Raw genomic sequence first — 16,654 nt, forward strand, 5'->3', positions numbered from 1 at the left:
GTTACCTCCCTATCACGACAGCATCAGATTCAACTCGAGTGAACTCAACACCCAACAAACTGCCAATCCAATTGTCGGTTTCATAGCAAACAGAAACACGATACAGCGGCATTTGTCGACCTCGGTTACTCACCACAGACAATGAACTCAATGAACTGATGCCTTCCCCAACTTGGCAATCTATCGCGCCACGTTTTTCAATAATCACTGGGTTGGGTTTATCCACAGCGGCGAAGCTTAACTCTTCAACTTGTAAGCCATACTGACTGGTTTGAAAGTTACCGAACGTACGCTCCAATGAATGGCGAATGATGGTATCGACATCGTCAGCTTCTTCTTTTGAAAGCTCATAATCCGCACCATAAAGCTGGGTACGCTCTTTCACCACATTCACTAACGAATAAGTTAATCGATCCAACTTACCTTTCACTGATAGCTTAATAATCACATCACCACTAAATGCCAACAGTAAGCTGAAGAAGATACCAACAATGGCAAACTCAATACTGAAAGTGCCACGTTGCTTGCTCTGCCCTCGACAGTAATTAAATTGCAAATTGGGAGCGTTCATATTCTTGTACCACCACCATTTCTCGGCTCATCGTGCTTTGTAAGCCCAGAAAGTAACTGAAGATTGGTTGAAAGTTGTAATCGATGTGATATACAGCCAAGGCCGCATTCTCTGCATCACCGCATTCTCTGCTGGCTTGTTCCGGTGCTAACTTGCATTGCTCGGTATAAGCAGTGAGAGATTCGATGTTATCGAGGTATTGGATGGAAACGCGAAAACGCTCCACATCCACCGCGGTATTCCAAATACTGCCCTCTCGATTCAGCACGGCTTGCACTGTTTGCATGTAGTCGTCATTACGTTTTTTAGCGGTGCGTGAGATCTCTGAAATGGTCAGATCGTTGATGGCTGAAATGTAAGACATATAGCTCATTTCAACCCACGCCATGCACATCAGCCAGAAAGCGAAGAACCCAATGGCAAACTCAATACTGGCAACACCACGTTGCTTAGCTTTCACGGGTAACCTCTGTTAGAGCTCGCTTTTTCTGTTTCGCTTTCAACGGGTCATAACCGCGCAAAGCACGATAAATATTGTCGATCTGGTGGTTACTGTACTTCTCACTCAATACTTGTTTAACGAACTCATACTGACCTTCTTTGGCCATACTCAACGTCAGGTTGGTCATCACTTGCTCATCCGCTTGACCGTTTTTGTAAAGAGGTAGCAGACGCTGAATCGCCTGTTTGTATTGCCCCTCTGCAATATCAAGGACCGCAAGATTATTGTTGACCGTTACTCCATCAAAGAAGTGTTCGCGTGAACGTTCGAAATAACGGCGAGCCAAGTCATATTGGTAGTTATAGCCGTAGTAAGTACCAAGCAAGTTTTCTGCTTCCGCATTGGTCTCTTCAAGCGCGAGTGCCGCTTTTGCACTGCTAATCGCAGCAGGGTATTGCGCCAATTCACCATAGGCTTGTGCCTGGATTAACAAGGTATCGACACTCGTTGCTGATTTATTGGTTAATGGCTTGATATAAAACAACGCTGATTCGGCATCACCAAGTGCGAGATAGCTTTGCGCTAGCTTCTCACGCACCTGCGCATCATCGCTTTGTTGAAGCTGCTGTTTGTACAAGGTCACTAATTGAGTGTGATTGTTGGTTTTCTGGTAAATGGCTTCTTTCGAATCTTGTTGTTGCCACGCTTGCTGGGTAGAACTGCACGCTGCGAGCATTGCTGGTAACAAACAAATCAGGATTTTTTTAAACATGGGACATCATCCTCATCACCCCCGGAGCGGTGATTACAAAAACAAGTGGAATCAAGATAAAGACAATCAATGGGATCGACATCTTGGCCGCCAACTTCCCTATTTGCTCTTCAAGCTCCAACATCTGCACTTCACGGATATCTCCGGACAATGTCGTCAACATGGTGTAGATGGATGAGCCGTGCTGCATGCTCTGGGTTAGTGTCAGCATAAAACTGCGCATCTCAGACGATGGCACTTGCTGATACAGCTCTTGTAACGCACGCTCCATACCCATAATGCGGGCACGCTGGTTGGTGTTATCCAATAACTTGCCCAACTCAGGGTTAAAACTTTGAATCTCTATCGCCAAGTATTTCAGCGACGCTTCAATCGACATACCGGTCTGAACACATATCGCCATGAGATCGATTAAATAAGGTAAGCTGCGGCTGATACGTCGTTGGCGATTGGTCTTGCGAACTTCAAGCCACATATCTGGCAATAAAATCACAGCCATCGCCCAAGCGGCAGCGAGAGCAACCCAATAGTTAGTTGCGATATTTAACGTGAAGACCAATACGGCAATCATCAGCTCACCAAGCAGCAAAGCCGCATACTTCAATGGCGCAAACCAAGCGGCAGCATTGGGGTTATCAATCCCAGCGAGGTGTAAACGCTGTGACAAACTCGCATCTCGCTTCTCTACTAAGTTCGATAACGGAGATAGGATCGACTCTAGTCGTGACTCTTCTTGCTGATCACCTTTGTGTTGGCGCACGATTCTTGCCACACGTCGTTGATAGCCGAAATGGTTAAGCATCCAGTAAATAAGCAGAAGTACGCCGAAACTGACACCAACGAGAGAGAAAAACAGCCAAAACATCGTTTGAGTCATCATTACTTCACTCTCTTCATTAGTGCCCAAATGATCGCCATACCAATCGCTTCACTGCTCACCAAGTAATAAAGCAGCGGACGACCTTCTGGGTTAAACATCACGAACTCAAAGTTCTCTGGACTTAAAAACTGCAAGATAAACAGAAAGAAAAATGGCGTCGCCGAAACGATTTTTGCTGAAATTCGCGCTTCTGACGTCAGAGCAAATTTCTTTCGCTCGACGGCTCTAGCTTCAAACATCTGGCGATTCAAACGCGTCATGATTTCTTTCAACTGACCACCGCGCTGCATATTCGCTCGTAGCGTAATCACGAAGAAATGGAAGTTCGGGTTTGGAAAACGCAGACAAGACTTGCGGAACACTTCATCGATTGACTCACCCATTTTTAACCGCTCCCCCATCAACTTGAATTCACGTCCGACTTCACCCTCGAGATTGTCACCCACGTACATGATGCCGCGGCCAATGCTCTCTCCTGCACTGATGGCGCTTGCCAGCATATTCAATGCATCCGGAAAGGTTTCATCAAACTGCTTTTGCTCACGCTTCTGTAGCCATTGATAACCAAGCCACCAGCCAAATAGCACCGCAAAGGGCAATAGCTCATAAGCAGCAAATCGTGTAAATGTGCTATTCACAACCAAAGCCAGCACAATAACCAACATGGTGTAGAGCACTATTTTAAGCAGAGCTAAACGGCCCAATTGGCGCTTTAGGTTATCCCAGCGTGTTTTCAAACCTTGGCGTAAGCTTCTGTCTGACAAACTGGCAACGTTCACCGCTTGACGAGTAAGCCTTGTCTCAACACGATCACGTTTTTGATACTGGATGAGATAACTATCAAGATGCTTGTTCTTTTCACTCAACAAGGCGACAGCGACTAAAGCAATGCCACCGATTAAAATGAACCAATACATGCCTTACCCCACAGCTTCAATCTCACTGATGGTGTCAGCGAGTTCTTTGTCCACTCCGTAGAAACGTGCTTTTTCAAACAAAACTGAGCGGCTCATAACACCCGTCGTTTCATAACGGCCGGTAATTTTGCCTTCGTAATGATGCGGATCAGATTGGAAGCAAAACAGTTCTTCAAGCACAACATTTTGTCCTTCCATACCAATCACTTCCGTAATACTCATCACTTTGCGAGAACCATCGTGAAGGCGATTGACCTGTATAATGAGGTCCACTGCACTTACTAAAGAGCGGCGTATCGCCTCTAGTGGCAGGTTATTGGTTGCCATCATGACCATGGATTCCACTCGGGCGAGGGCGTCACGTGGGCTGTTAGCATGCAGCGTCGACATCGAACCATCGTGGCCAGTGTTCATCGCTTGCAACATTTCAAACGCTTCAGCACCACGGCACTCACCAACAATGATGCGATCTGGACGCATACGCAACGAGTTAATCATCAGATCGCGTGAGTTCACTTCACCAGAGCCTTCGATACCTGCTGTTCGAGTTTCCATACGAACCACATGAGGCTGAAGCAGTCTCAGCTCCGCAGTATCCTCAATCGTTACTACTCGTTCACCTTGCGAGATGTATTGAGACAATGCATTTAACAACGTTGTTTTGCCCGACCCTGTACCACCAGCGACAAGAATGTTCAGGCGACAACGCGCAGCCAATTGCAGCAACTTCGCCATCTCAGGACTCAATGCGCCAAATTCAACTAAGTCAGCAAAACCAATGCTTTCCTGCCGAAACTTACGAATCGATATTGCAGTACCATCAATGGCAATTGGCGGCAGAACGATATTCACACGACTGCCATCTTCTAAGCGCGCATCACACGTAGGTGACGATTCATCAACACGACGACCAACACGACTAGCAATACGTTTCGCGATATCTGCGAGTTGCTTTTCATCGAGAAAATGCACATCCGCTTGTTGTACTAAACCAAAGCGCTCGACATACACTTGCTGGTGGCCATTGATCATGATGTCGGTAATGGTGTCGTCATCCATCAGGACCTGAAGCGGTCCCAAACCTACTAACTCATGAATCATGCTCACGACATATTCGCTTCTCGCCAGAGAAGAAACTGATAGCTGGTCGCGACTGACCAACATATCGACCGCGTTACTCAACTGACGTTCTAGGTCACTTTTCGATAAGCTTTCTAGTACTGATGCATCCAAAGCATTAAAAATTTGGTCACGCAGATGGATGTAGGTTTGTTTGGAGTGTTGCATTCCCTACCTCCTAGCGATTAAACAGTTCTTGCACCCAAGAACGTTTTTGTTGTGGCTTATCACCCACCAGCAATGCGACTAAATCACTCAAGCCTTGCTGCATTTCTGATTTAGTATCAATCAGTTGATGACCTTGAAGTAGGTAATGGTTCGCTTTGTGGTCAAACTCTATTTTGCAATCGGCTTTGCGACCGAAATACTTGCTGACATCAGACATACTGATTGAGGCCGCATTGTCTGGACGCGATTGATTCATCACGGTAAGAAGCGGCAGCTCTGGATAGCGCGTTTCTAGCTCAGACACTACGCGGTTTAATTCTCGTAGCGACGACACCGTGGCATCAAACACCACCACTAACGTATCAATCTCAGCCACTGCACGGTCGAACTCTTCATTTGTGGTGACGGTATGTGAATAGTCTTCAATCACAAATGAATGGTTCTTAACCACTTGCTCTTTGAGCGCTTGGGTATATTCATGCAGCTCAGCACGCGTAAACGCATCCGACTCCAAACCTAAAATCGCGAGGTTTCGTTCCAGACGTTGCACTAAGCTAATGGCGAAATCACCATCAATGCTCGATACCAAAGTACCTTTGCGTACACTGCGTTTACTGAATTTCTGCAAACCTAAAAGCACATCGATATTACTGCCGGTGTAGGTGTGATCAACCAACAAGGTAGGCGTTTTATGATGACGCCCCAATGAACGTGCCACTTCACTGGCGATCAAAGACGTTCCAACACCGCCTTTCACACCAAGAAACGCCACTTGCTTTGCTTTTCGATTCGAAGCCACACCACTTTGCTGCTGACGGTTACGACGTACACCATGGTAAAACTCCATGATTTCTTTGTCAGTCGCAGGCCAAAATAGGTAATAAAAACCAAGCTGTTTTAATGCACGAATCGTTGAGATCGCATCTTCGCTGCCAACGACCACAACCGACACATGCGTAGGTAATTGATGGGCAATGTTTTTTGCATCTTCAACCACGCTTTGGCTTTTATTCAGCTCAACAATCACCACTTCCACACTTGAGTGCGTATGCAGTTCTGGGTAGTTTTTCTCTTGGTTGTTCACCGTAATTGGCTCGACTAAGCCTTCAAAGCGAAAAGCCTTATGAACTAAGTCTTTGCACGCAGCGGTTTGATACAAGAACGCACACTTATTTTCTTTTTGTTGAGTGTGATTTGGCGTGCTCTTACTCAACTTATCCACTAAATCAAACATGATGAGTGTTCCTCATTATCAAAGCGCATTCTGCGGATTAACCATCGACTGCCAACGGCTGCCATCGGTATAACAACCTAGGTGACCCAAACCGTAATCACCAATAACCTCTTGGTGGCATACCTCAAGCTGAGCTTGAAGCTGAATCACCGATACTTGCACATCAAAGCGATGAGACTCCGGGCGATGTTCGAGCACTAACTGTTCGGCCGCCACGCCTTGCTGCAACAGTGCGATGCGGTAATGCTGCGCCAACTTTTTACCTTGAGCGTTGTAGCTGGTGATCTGCCATTTACTGCCCGCTTGATTCGGATACTTGCGAACAAACTGAGTGAGCTTATTCATGGCATAAACTTGGTCCTGACTTTGTACCGCAAAGTTAAATTCTGTCGGTTTGAGTGCAATGCTGGTCCCGCGAGGTTCAACAATATGGTCGGCGCAGCCGGATAGTGCCGTAATCGCAAGTAGAGCTAACATCCAGTTTTTCATTGACGGAAACCTCCCGCATTAAGAACTTCACCAGCCCATTGGTCTTGAGCCTTGTCATAACTGCCATCAAGTGCAAAAAAGCGTCGTAACGTGCCGGTTTTTTCCATGGTTGGTAGCTGGATTTGATTGGCTTTCACTGGTTTCACCAAGTTGACGGTTGCCACAATAATCAGCTCGGTTTTGTTGCGTTCTGTTCCTGTGTGACGAAACAGCGCTCCTAAAACAGGAATGTCACCAATAAAAGGAATTCGTGTCAGTGATTCGCGCTCTTCACTATTAAGCAGGCCACCCAAAACAAAGCTTTGACCATCACCTAATTCAACGGTGGTTTGTGCACGACGAGTTTTGAAAGCCGGTAAATCAAACACTTCACTGGTGTAGGTGTTATCTAAAGAGCTCACCTCTGGTGACAATGCTAATTTGATTTTGTCGTCACGCAGCACTTTCGCCATCAGATCTAAACGCACACCGAATTCTTTGTAATCGACATCGCTAGCACCATCGACCACCGTCACAACAGGCATTTCACCACCAACTAAGAAGCTTGCTTGCTCGCCAGAAATTACCGATAGATTTGGTTCAGCCAGCACTTGGCCGACCTTGTCAGAACCGACAGCTGAGATAACAGAAACAATGTCATCGGCACTAAAGCTGGTTAACTGATCGACAAAGATGCCAACATCACCACCAGATCCCATCTTGATACCAAAATCTTGAATAAAGCTGTGGGAGACTTCTGCAATGGTCAACTTGACGTTAACTTGCTTCGTCGCGGTGACTTCAATGTTGTTCACCACACCTTGATAGGTAGGGCGAGACATAAAATCCACTTGAAGGTCGTCAGTCGAACTATCGAGTTCTGGCATTTCAAAATCATGGTTACTGGAAGACTTACCCAACAACTCACCCACCAAGGTGTAGATGTTGTCGCGTTCATTGTCAGAAGGCGCAATGCCACTCAATACAACATTGCTACCAATACCGTTAACTTGAACATCAGAGTATGGATACTGCACTTGAATTTGCTGCTCAATATTGCGGTAGCTTTTGCTGACAATCAGGGTTTGATTAATAAGCTCTGAACCATCACGGTCAAACACGATGAACGATGCTTCACCTTCTGATTTACCCAGTAACACCACCTTGTGAGCATCGATAACTTGGTAGTCCGCCACTTTTTGGTTAGAAACAAACACCGAATCAACTTCAGCTTTAAACGATAGGGTTCTTGCGCCACCAGCCGAAAGCGTCGTTATGCCCTGAGCCTGTAAAGCCGTGGAAACAAGCATTAAGCAATAGATGCTAAATCGAGTTATGGTTTTCATCTTGCCTCCTAGTTGAATCGATATTCTTTGATCGATTGGGTTTTCGTGGTTTGCCTTTCATCAGCAAAACGAATCACATCGCTTGAGTTCGCATGCAGTTCATCCACAAACTGCTCACCAATCGATTTATGTACCGTAATTTCTGCAATGCGTTTTGCTACCGACAACTTAGCCAACTGACGGTTAGTTACTTGCAACACTAAAGTGACATCAGTGGTTTTCTGGTCAGTCAATGTACTGACTAAGCGTTGTTTCGAGATCATGTACAGCACAGGCACTTGAGCAATTAGCGGTGTCATGGTCAGGTGTTCAATGTCCGACACGGTATTGTCTGCCGAGAGGTTTTGATCCATGGTGGAAATAACAGAGATATCGACTAAATCACCAACGGCAATCGTTCCTCCTACCACATCATCACCCGGTACCGTGATATTGAACGGTGCGTAACCAGGCTTGGCCATGGTCGAGAGGTAATCGCTTTCTCCCGGAGAAGTCAGCACCTCTTTCGTCACCCATTCACCTTGATTCAGAGCTTCAACCGCAATTAAGCGCTTGCTCCAATCGAGCTTAATATCGCTATCAATCCCTTGTTGCGCCGCTTGTGACTCGGTTAAGTATTCAATCACCAAATCTCGACGTTGCAGTGCTTCACCTCGTTTTAGGTCACGCTTTAACGTCCAGACTTTAAATTTTTTCTCTTCTTTCTTCGGCTGTTGTGTTTGTACAACCGGAGCGGTTGGCTGTGATTGAGTCACGCCATAAAGCCCGACCGAAATGGCAATCGCCGCCAAAACAAGAATGACTTTTGAATTCATGGTTCACCTATAAAGATGCAGCGATGCCAAACAGGCTTCCGAGACAAATGGGCACACCATAAGGCACACCTCTGTCCATCCCAGCAGGATGAATACCGATTTGGCTAACAAGCCACTGCGTCAGAGCAAGCACTCCGCCCAAAGTGACAATCAACCAAATCGTCAACGGCAAAAACTGCGGTGCAATCATCAGTGCAAATGCAGCCAGTAATTTGCTGTCCCCCGCTGCGAGGATTCGTAGTTGAAACAGCACAGCACCTATCACCAATATCACCATTGAAGACAGTGCGTGACTGTACTCCCCTTTACTCAAGACAAAAAAAACACCCAGTAAAGCAACACTTAACGCCACTCCATTGGGTATTTTTCGGTATTTGATGTCTTGATAACTGGCTATAAAAGCCATGGTGGCAAGGGGAAGTAGCCACCATAGTTTGCCTAACAAGCTATTAGCCAGATACAGCAGGCGGTTTACTTGCAGCATCAATGTTGCTTGAGATCGTATCAATCGCACCTTGAAGTGCTCCACGTAGAGTATCGTTAAATACCGCTAGTACGATCGCTGACATACATACACCAAGAATTGCGTATTCAATTGCCGTTACGCCACGCTCGTCGTTTTTGAATGATTCGATGAACAGTTGTGTTTTTACAAATAGGTTAGTAAACATTTTGACTCCTCAATTTTTCTAACACGTCAAAAAGATGACGGAGGAGATAGTAAGAATTGAGGGGATTTTGAGCAAACCTAGACGATGGTGCCTGACACTGCTCTGACAGATAGCGAGGTTTCATTCAGGTTGGATTCAGTTTCCGAATAGGAAAACGTTTACTTAATCACAACAAAAATCATTGTGGTCCGATTTTTTCTTTTTCGGCTTAATTCACACTTTGCGTCGTATAGACATTAAGGTAAGGTCAAGGATTATCCTATTGACCAGTCAAAGACTGGCGTTAAGACACATAAAGCAATCACAATGAATTAGGTATAACGACACATGCAGTTCTCTAAGTTTGGTGAAAAATTTAATCAGTATTCAGGTATCACGCAGTTAATGGACGATTTGAATGATGGTCTGCGCACACCAGGTGCCATCATGCTCGGTGGAGGTAACCCTGCCGCCATTCCTGCCATGCTCGATTACTTTCGCCAAGCCAGTGAGGAAATGCTCGCCAGTGGAGAGCTCGTCGCCGCCCTCGCCAACTATGATGGTCCGCAAGGCAAAGACGCGTTCGTTAAAGCGTTGGCTCAGTTATTCCGTGAAACTTACGGCTGGGATATTTCCGAGAAAAACATCAGCCTAACTAACGGCAGCCAAAGTGGCTTTTTCTACTTGTTCAACTTGTTAGCAGGTAAACAGCCAGACGGTTCGCACAAGAAAGTGCTACTGCCTATCGCGCCTGAGTACATCGGTTATGGTGACGCAGGTATTGATGAAGATATCTTTGTCTCTTACCACCCAGAGATCGAGCTGTTGGATAACGGTCTGTTTAAATACCACGTCGATTTTGAGCAGCTAACCGTCGATGACTCTGTTGCGGCAATCTGCGCGTCTCGCCCAACCAATCCAACAGGTAACGTACTGACAGACGAAGAAGTACGTAAACTGGACAAACTAGCACGTGAGAACAACATTCCGCTAATCATCGATAACGCCTACGGTCTGCCTTTCCCGAACATCATTTTTGAAGATGTCGAACCGTTCTGGAATGAAAACACCATCCTATGCATGAGCCTATCTAAACTTGGCTTGCCGGGCGTGCGTTGTGGGATTGTGATTGCGAGTGAAGAAATCACTCAAGCATTAACTAATATGAACGGCATCATCAGCCTAGCACCGGGCAGTGTTGGTCCAGCGCTGGCAAACCACATCATTGGCAAAGGCGATCTGCTTAAACTGAGTTCAGAGGTGATTAAACCGTTTTACAAGCAGAAATCACAACGAGCGGTTGAACTGCTCCAAGAAGCAATTACCGATGAGCGCTTCCGTATCCACAAACCAGAGGGCGCTATATTCTTGTGGCTATGGTTTGATGAACTGCCAATTACGACAATGGAACTGTACCAACGCTTGAAAGCGCGTGGGGTTCTGATTGTTCCGGGAGAATACTTCTTTATTGGTCAGAAAGACGAGTGGGATCATGCACACCAATGCTTGCGTATGAACTACGTTCAAGACGATGAGATGATGCAAAAAGGCATTGCGATTATCGCAGAAGAAGTGGAAAAGGCTTACCGCGAAGGTAAATAGACCGATTGAACTCAGCCGCTTCTCTTTGAAATAGCGACTTTTAAAAACCCAAACTAAAAAGAGCGCCCTTTTCCATAATGGAAGGCGCTCTTTCTCATTCTATAACCGTGTGGTTAGCTGAAATATCTTTAGCTGATTAGCTGTTTTCAATCAGGTTATTGCCACCAATAGCAATCTTACGTGGTTGCATTGCTTCTGGAATTTCACGAACTAAATCCACATGAAGCAGACCGTTTTCCATTGACGCACCGACAACTTTTACGTAATCCGCAAGTTGGAATTTACGTTCAAAGTCGCGCTCTGCAATGCCTTGGTAAACGTAGTTTTTACCTTCTTCGGCTTTACGCTCGCCCTTCACGATCAACATGTTTTCGTTTTGAGTCAAATCGAGCTGATCTTCAGCAAAACCAGCAACTGCCATAGTAATACGGTAGTTGTGCTCGTCTTTTTGCTCGATGTTGTATGGAGGGTAACCGCCAGAAGTGTTCTTCGCAGAGCTTGCTTCCATCAGGTTGAACAGACGGTCGAAGCCAATTGCATTACGGTATAGTGGTGAGAAATCTACATTACGCATAATCTATCCTCTTTTAAGCAATAGTCTTAGCCCAGATGAAGGTCATCCACGTGGCGCATTTATGCAAGAAAACGCCGAGCTAAGGGATCCGATGATTCATTCCTCTGACCTACTCTTTAGGTGCGGGGACATGATGTCGAATCTAGGGTCAAGTTGTGTGCTAATACTGAGTATCCTCTCCTGAGCGATCTCGTTTAGCGATTCCAGAGGCGCTGTTCTTCTCTTGTTGAGCAAGTTAGCCATCCCTCTTCATAACTAGATATAAGGTCGAAAAATGGGCTTTCAAGGGCTCCGGTGAAAATATTTTTAGATCCCCGACTCGGTCATTCCTCCCTCTCGAAGCGTTCCCATATTCATAGGGCACAGCCATTCTCGTATCTCGACTCTTTTATCTCGTTTCTACCCCCATAAAAAAACGCCACCTCTTGCGAGATGGCGTTTTTAGTATGAGTTGACTGAGTCTGTCCGACTACACGTCTAGGTTTGCTACTTTAAGTGCGTTCTCTTCGATGAAGTTACGACGCGGCTCAACTTGGTCACCCATTAGCGTTGTGAACAATTGGTCTGCGCCTACCGCATCTTCAATTGTTACTTGCATCATGCGACGTGTCTCAGGGTCCATTGTGGTTTCCCAAAGCTGATCTGGGTTCATCTCACCTAGACCTTTGTAGCGCTGTAGGCTTAGACCACGACGCGACTCTTTGATTAGCCACTCAAGTGCAGATGCAAAGCTTGTTACAGGCTGAGTACGCTCGCCACGTTTGATGTAAGCGCCTTCCTCAATCAAGCCATCTAGTGCTTCCGAAAGCTCAGCTAGCTTGTTGTACTCTTTCGAGTTCAATAGATCGATGCTTAGTGCGTAGTCATGCGTCACACCGTGAGTACGTACGATAATCTTAGGTAGGTTTAGACCTAGCTCTTCGTGTTGCTCAACTTCGAAGCTGTATTGGCTTGCGCCCACTTCTTTCGCGTTTAGCTGTTCAACTAGCTGTTTTGTCCACGCTTCTACTGCTGCAGCGTCGTGGCATTGCTCTGCCGTTAGGCGCGGCGTGTAGATTAGCTCATGAACTAGCGCGCTTGGGTAACGACGGCTCATGCGATCCGCCAGCTTGATACCTGCGTTGTATTGCTGAACTAGCTTCTCTAGCGCTTCGCCTGCCAATGCTGGCGCTTCTGCGTTTACGTGTAGCGATGCGTTATCAAGTGCCAAAGCCACTTGGTATTGGTTCATCGCGTCTTCGTCTTTGATGTACTGCTCTTGCTTGCCTTTTTTCACTTTGTAAAGTGGTGGCTGAGCGATATACACGTAGCCACGCTCGATAAGCTCTGGCATTTGACGGTAGAAGAAGGTCAACAGTAGCGTACGGATGTGCGAACCATCGACGTCAGCATCGGTCATGATGATGATGTTGTGGTAACGCAGTTTGTCCGGGTTGTACTCGTCACGACCGATACCACAGCCTAGTGCAGTGATCAGCGTTGCTACTTCTTGAGAAGATAGCATCTTGTCGAAACGTGCTTTTTCTACGTTAAGAATCTTACCTTTTAGCGGTAGGATTGCTTGGTTCTTACGGTTACGGCCTTGTTTTGCGGAGCCGCCTGCCGAATCACCCTCCACTATGTATAGTTCAGAGAGTGCTGGATCTTTTTCCTGACAGTCTGCAAGTTTGCCTGGTAGACCAGCTAGGTCTAGTGCGCCTTTACGACGAGTCATTTCACGAGCTTTACGCGCAGCTTCACGAGCACGAGCTGCATCGATGATTTTCGAACAAACCATCTTCGCTTCTGTCGGGTTCTCAATCAGGAACTCAGACAGTTTCTCACCCATTGCGGATTCAACTGCTGACTTCACTTCAGAAGAAACCAGTTTGTCTTTAGTTTGGCTAGAGAACTTAGGATCTGGCACTTTAACCGAAACAACTGCAGTTAGACCTTCACGTGCATCATCACCCGACGTTGCTGTTTTCGCTTTCTTAGAGAAACCTTCTTTATCCATAAAGGTATTCAGCGTACGCGTTAACGCCGCACGGAAACCTGCAAGGTGAGTACCACCATCGCGTTGTGGGATGTTGTTAGTGAAACAGTAGATGTTCTCTTGGAAGCCATCGTTCCATTGCATTGCCACTTCTACTGCAATGCCATCTTCACGTTCAAAATCGAAGTGGAAGATTTTCTCGATGATTGGTGTTTTGTTGGTGTTTAGGTGATCAACGAACGCTTGAATACCACCTTCAAACATGAAGTGGTCACTCTTGTCTGCTTCACGCTCATCAACCAACTTGATAGAAACACCAGAGTTTAGGAAAGAAAGCTCACGTAGACGCTTTGCTAGGATATCGTAATGGAATTCGATATTTGTGAAGGTTTCAGCACTTGGCCAAAAACGGATTTGTGTACCCGTTTGGTCTGTATCGCCCACAACCGCTAGTGGCGCTTGAGGTTCACCATGGTGGTAAGTTTGCGTATGGATATGACCGCCACGATGGATAGTCAGTACTACTTTTTCAGACAGTGCGTTTACTACTGAAACACCTACGCCGTGAAGACCGCCCGATACTTTGTATGAGTTATCGTCGAACTTACCACCAGCGTGAAGTACCGTCATGATAACTTCTGCTGCTGATACTTTTTCTTCTGGGTGCAATTCTGTTGGAATGCCACGACCATCATCCGTAACTGAAACCGAGTTGTCCTCATGAATTGTCACAACGATGTCTTTACAGTGACCTGCCAACGCTTCATCAATTGAGTTATCCACCACCTCAAAGACCATGTGGTGAAGACCGGTGCCATCGTCCGTGTCGCCAATGTACATACCTGGACGCTTACGAACCGCATCCAGACCCTTTAGTACCTTAATACTCGATGAATCGTAATTTTCAGACATGAGTTTCTCTCTTCTAGTTTGACTCTATCCTGCCATGTTCCACATGAAACAATTTGCCCGTATCGTCCAACATATCGGCGATTTGGCTATCAGTGATAGAGCTTACAAATACTTGTGCGCCCGTCTCTTTTAAGCAGTCAGCAAGACGCTTGCGACGTTGGCTGTCTAATTCCGACGCAAAGTCGTCAATTAGGTAAATACATTGTTTTCCGGTCATCTCGGTAAGATGTTGTCCCTGCGCTAAACGCAATGCACACACCATGAGTTTTAACTGACCGCGTGAAAGAACATCTTCTACTGGTGTTCCATTCACTTTAATTCGCAAATCAGCCTTATTCGGGCCACTAAAGGTGTACCCCAATGACTGATCACGCTCGAAATTCTTTTCTAGTATCTCATGATAGGGTGTGTCTTTATCCCATCCACAATAATACTTTAATTGGATCTCAAATTCTGGCAAAAATGTCTGGCAGATGGTTTCCGCTACGGTTTTCATCTGTTCGATGTAATGCGCACGCCATTGGCTGATATTTTCAGCCAACCTAGCCATCTCTTGATCCCAATAACTGAGCTCTCGATAACTGTTAGCGGTTTTTAACAGTGCATTACGTTGCTTGTTGAGACGTTTAAATCGCCCCCATGCATCATAAAAAGCGGGTTCCGTATGAAACACACCCCAATCGATGAATGCACGGCGATGTTTAGGTCCATCCGTAAGGAGATCAAACCCTTCTGGATGTATCAACTGCAACGGCAGAACTTGTGCAAGCTGCGCCAGTTTTTGCCCAGATTGACCGCCTATTTTAACCTCTGTTGAACCATCACGCTGCTTATTAATGCCGATAGGTAGCTCAAATTGATCCGAGTTCAAAAAACGACCATGAACAAACAGTTCATCACACTCATTTTGGATGATTCGTCCGGTCAACGAGCTCTTAAAAGAGCGTCCGTGTCCGAGCAAATAAATCGCTTCTAAGACACTGGTTTTACCGCTGCCGTTCGGTCCAATAAGAAAGTTAAAGCCTGTCGATAAATGAATATCACAGGCTTTAATGTTTCGAAATTGCTGAATGATAAGGCGAGAAAGTGGCATTCAGATGGCTTATAGACGAATTGGCATTACCACATACATGGCACTGTCGTCGTCTGCGTTTTCAATCAACGCACTGGCGTTGGCATCCGACATCGACACACGCACTTTTTCACAGCGCAATGTATTAAGCACATCCAGCACGTAGCTTACGTTGAAGCCGATTTCGATCGCGTCACCTTCAAAGGTTACGTCCAGCATCTCTTCTGCTTCTTCTTGCTCTGGGTTGTTCGCCGTAATGCGCATTTCGCTACCAGCAAGGTTCACGCGAACACCACGGAATTTTTCATTAGAAAGAATGGCAGCGCGAGAAAACGCTTGGCGTAATTCATCACAGCTTGCTTCTAATGTTTTGTTGGTACTTTGCGGCATTACGCGGCGATAATCTGGGAAACGGCCATCAACGAGCTTAGAAGTAAAAATGAAGTTGTTCACTTCTGCACGCACATTTGAACTACCGATTTGTAGTACAACAGGTTGCTCTGGCGCATCCATTAGCTTAACCAGCTCTTGTACGCCTTTACGTGGCACGATGATTTGCTTTTGCGCAAAATCTGCACCCAGTTGTGTTTGAGATACTGCCATACGGTGACCATCAGTCGCTACACTGCGTAGCGTCGTACCGTCGATTTCAAACAGCATGCCGTTTAGGTAATAACGAACGTCTTGGTTCGCCATTGAGAACTGTGTTTTTTCGATCAGTGTACGTAGATCAGACTGAGTCAGTGACACTTCAACTTCACTCTGCCAATCTTCGATGTTCGGAAAATCGTTCGCTGGAAGTGTGGCCAGTGAGAAACGGCTGCGACCAGAACGGACTTGTACACGATCGCCTTCCAGCACGAAGGTGATGATAGAGTCATCTGGAAGACCGCGGCAGATATCGAGAAACTTACGAGAAGGAACGGTAATGCTACCCGCTTCAAAATCCCCTTCTAGAGTCACTTTGCTCACCAATTCCACTTCCAAGTCGGTCGCGGTCATCGATAACACATTATCTTCTACTTTAAGCAGTAGGTTACCCAGAATTGGTAGGGTCGGTCGGCCGCCTAATGCGCCTGAAACCTGTTGTAGCGGTTTGATTAAATGACTACGTTCAATAGTAAATTTCATGCTTGG

Annotated in this window: 17 protein-coding genes; 1 reads left to right on the top strand and 16 read right to left on the bottom strand. The window is 46.1% G+C overall.

Annotated features, from left to right (window positions below; translation table 11 throughout):
* Position 1: 1 nt before the first annotated feature.
* From tadF to OQJ86_RS13575, 12 genes are read right to left on the bottom strand one after another with little or no spacing between them, the layout of a single operon-like run.
* Entirely contained in the window at positions 2-571 is a 570-nt protein-coding gene (tadF, locus tag OQJ86_RS13520; protein ID WP_038875157.1) for a tight adherence pilus pseudopilin TadF, read from the bottom strand.
* Complete coding sequence (locus tag OQJ86_RS13525; protein ID WP_054757018.1) at positions 546-1,031, bottom strand: TadE/TadG family type IV pilus assembly protein; 486 nt, start codon at positions 1,029-1,031, stop codon at positions 546-548. The genes tadF and OQJ86_RS13525 overlap by 26 nt, the downstream gene beginning before the upstream one ends.
* Positions 1,021-1,785, bottom strand: a complete 765-nt coding sequence (locus OQJ86_RS13530) for a tetratricopeptide repeat protein (protein WP_265988089.1) — start codon at positions 1,783-1,785, stop codon at positions 1,021-1,023. Before OQJ86_RS13530 ends, OQJ86_RS13525 begins: the two co-directional genes overlap by 11 nt.
* Positions 1,778-2,665 carry a type II secretion system F family protein gene (locus tag OQJ86_RS13535; RefSeq protein WP_265988090.1) on the bottom strand — a complete coding sequence of 296 codons (888 nt, stop codon included), beginning with the start codon at positions 2,663-2,665 and terminating at the stop codon, positions 1,778-1,780. The genes OQJ86_RS13530 and OQJ86_RS13535 overlap by 8 nt, the downstream gene beginning before the upstream one ends.
* Entirely contained in the window at positions 2,665-3,582 is a 918-nt protein-coding gene (locus OQJ86_RS13540) for a type II secretion system F family protein (protein WP_265988091.1), read from the bottom strand. Before OQJ86_RS13540 ends, OQJ86_RS13535 begins: the two co-directional genes overlap by 1 nt.
* A 3-nt stretch (positions 3,583-3,585) precedes the next feature.
* A complete protein-coding gene (locus tag OQJ86_RS13545) occupies positions 3,586-4,869 on the bottom strand; it encodes a CpaF family protein (RefSeq protein WP_265988092.1) in 1,284 nt (427 codons plus the stop codon).
* A 10-nt stretch (positions 4,870-4,879) separates the two neighbouring features.
* Positions 4,880-6,103 (bottom strand): AAA family ATPase, encoded by a 1,224-nt coding sequence (locus OQJ86_RS13550; RefSeq protein WP_265988093.1) that lies wholly within the window; start codon positions 6,101-6,103, stop codon positions 4,880-4,882.
* An 18-nt stretch (positions 6,104-6,121) separates the two neighbouring features.
* A complete protein-coding gene (locus OQJ86_RS13555; RefSeq protein ID WP_265988094.1) occupies positions 6,122-6,592 on the bottom strand; it encodes a hypothetical protein in 471 nt (156 codons plus the stop codon).
* Positions 6,589-7,917, bottom strand: a complete 1,329-nt coding sequence (locus OQJ86_RS13560) for a type II and III secretion system protein family protein (protein WP_102389336.1) — start codon at positions 7,915-7,917, stop codon at positions 6,589-6,591. Before OQJ86_RS13560 ends, OQJ86_RS13555 begins: the two co-directional genes overlap by 4 nt.
* 8 nt (positions 7,918-7,925) lie before the next feature.
* Entirely contained in the window at positions 7,926-8,732 is an 807-nt protein-coding gene (gene cpaB / locus OQJ86_RS13565; RefSeq protein ID WP_038875170.1) for a Flp pilus assembly protein CpaB, read from the bottom strand.
* Positions 8,733-8,739: 7 nt separating this feature from the next.
* Positions 8,740-9,246: an A24 family peptidase gene (locus OQJ86_RS13570; RefSeq protein ID WP_265988095.1), complete on the bottom strand. Its 507-nt coding sequence runs from the start codon at positions 9,244-9,246 to the stop codon at positions 8,740-8,742.
* Positions 9,182-9,403 carry a Flp family type IVb pilin gene (locus OQJ86_RS13575; RefSeq protein WP_265988096.1) on the bottom strand — a complete coding sequence of 74 codons (222 nt, stop codon included), beginning with the start codon at positions 9,401-9,403 and terminating at the stop codon, positions 9,182-9,184. Before OQJ86_RS13575 ends, OQJ86_RS13570 begins: the two co-directional genes overlap by 65 nt.
* 327 nt (positions 9,404-9,730) lie before the next feature.
* On the opposite strand from OQJ86_RS13575, the gene OQJ86_RS13580 reads away from it, so the two are divergent.
* The gene (locus tag OQJ86_RS13580; protein ID WP_009699313.1) at positions 9,731-10,984 is read left to right on the top strand and encodes a valine--pyruvate transaminase; all 1,254 of its coding nucleotides are present in this window, start codon (positions 9,731-9,733) and stop codon (positions 10,982-10,984) included.
* A 136-nt stretch (positions 10,985-11,120) separates the two neighbouring features.
* Here OQJ86_RS13580 and OQJ86_RS13585 read toward each other — a convergent pair whose 3' ends face one another.
* The 4 genes from OQJ86_RS13585 to dnaN form a co-directional block, all read right to left on the bottom strand.
* Complete coding sequence (locus tag OQJ86_RS13585; RefSeq protein WP_005440850.1) at positions 11,121-11,558, bottom strand: Hsp20 family protein; 438 nt, start codon at positions 11,556-11,558, stop codon at positions 11,121-11,123.
* A gap of 469 nt (positions 11,559-12,027) precedes the next feature.
* Complete coding sequence (gene gyrB, locus OQJ86_RS13590; protein ID WP_038875180.1) at positions 12,028-14,445, bottom strand: DNA topoisomerase (ATP-hydrolyzing) subunit B; 2,418 nt, start codon at positions 14,443-14,445, stop codon at positions 12,028-12,030.
* A 13-nt stretch (positions 14,446-14,458) separates the two neighbouring features.
* Positions 14,459-15,538, bottom strand: a complete 1,080-nt coding sequence (gene recF, locus OQJ86_RS13595; protein ID WP_265988097.1) for a DNA replication/repair protein RecF — start codon at positions 15,536-15,538, stop codon at positions 14,459-14,461.
* A gap of 9 nt (positions 15,539-15,547) precedes the next feature.
* Entirely contained in the window at positions 15,548-16,648 is a 1,101-nt protein-coding gene (dnaN, locus tag OQJ86_RS13600; RefSeq protein ID WP_038870207.1) for a DNA polymerase III subunit beta, read from the bottom strand.
* Positions 16,649-16,654 lie beyond the last annotated feature (6 nt).

This window comes from Vibrio sp. Sgm 5, assembly GCF_026241575.1.
Taxonomy (GTDB): Bacteria; Pseudomonadota; Gammaproteobacteria; order Enterobacterales; family Vibrionaceae; genus Vibrio; species Vibrio jasicida.

Coding starts and splice junctions, on each gene's coding strand:
- OQJ86_RS13580 (WP_009699313.1), top strand. CDS start 9,731: ATGCAGTTCTCTAAGTTTGGTGAAAAATTTAATCAGTATTCAGGTATC.
- OQJ86_RS13555 (WP_265988094.1), bottom strand. CDS start 6,592: ATGAAAAACTGGATGTTAGCTCTACTTGCGATTACGGCACTATCCGGC.
- cpaB (WP_038875170.1), bottom strand. CDS start 8,732: ATGAATTCAAAAGTCATTCTTGTTTTGGCGGCGATTGCCATTTCGGTC.
- OQJ86_RS13560 (WP_102389336.1), bottom strand. CDS start 7,917: ATGAAAACCATAACTCGATTTAGCATCTATTGCTTAATGCTTGTTTCC.
- OQJ86_RS13540 (WP_265988091.1), bottom strand. CDS start 3,582: ATGTATTGGTTCATTTTAATCGGTGGCATTGCTTTAGTCGCTGTCGCC.
- dnaN (WP_038870207.1), bottom strand. CDS start 16,648: ATGAAATTTACTATTGAACGTAGTCATTTAATCAAACCGCTACAACAG.
- OQJ86_RS13585 (WP_005440850.1), bottom strand. CDS start 11,558: ATGCGTAATGTAGATTTCTCACCACTATACCGTAATGCAATTGGCTTC.
- gyrB (WP_038875180.1), bottom strand. CDS start 14,445: ATGTCTGAAAATTACGATTCATCGAGTATTAAGGTACTAAAGGGTCTG.
- OQJ86_RS13575 (WP_265988096.1), bottom strand. CDS start 9,403: ATGTTTACTAACCTATTTGTAAAAACACAACTGTTCATCGAATCATTC.
- OQJ86_RS13550 (WP_265988093.1), bottom strand. CDS start 6,103: ATGTTTGATTTAGTGGATAAGTTGAGTAAGAGCACGCCAAATCACACT.
- OQJ86_RS13530 (WP_265988089.1), bottom strand. CDS start 1,785: ATGTTTAAAAAAATCCTGATTTGTTTGTTACCAGCAATGCTCGCAGCG.
- recF (WP_265988097.1), bottom strand. CDS start 15,538: ATGCCACTTTCTCGCCTTATCATTCAGCAATTTCGAAACATTAAAGCC.
- tadF (WP_038875157.1), bottom strand. CDS start 571: ATGAACGCTCCCAATTTGCAATTTAATTACTGTCGAGGGCAGAGCAAG.
- OQJ86_RS13535 (WP_265988090.1), bottom strand. CDS start 2,665: ATGATGACTCAAACGATGTTTTGGCTGTTTTTCTCTCTCGTTGGTGTC.
- OQJ86_RS13545 (WP_265988092.1), bottom strand. CDS start 4,869: ATGCAACACTCCAAACAAACCTACATCCATCTGCGTGACCAAATTTTT.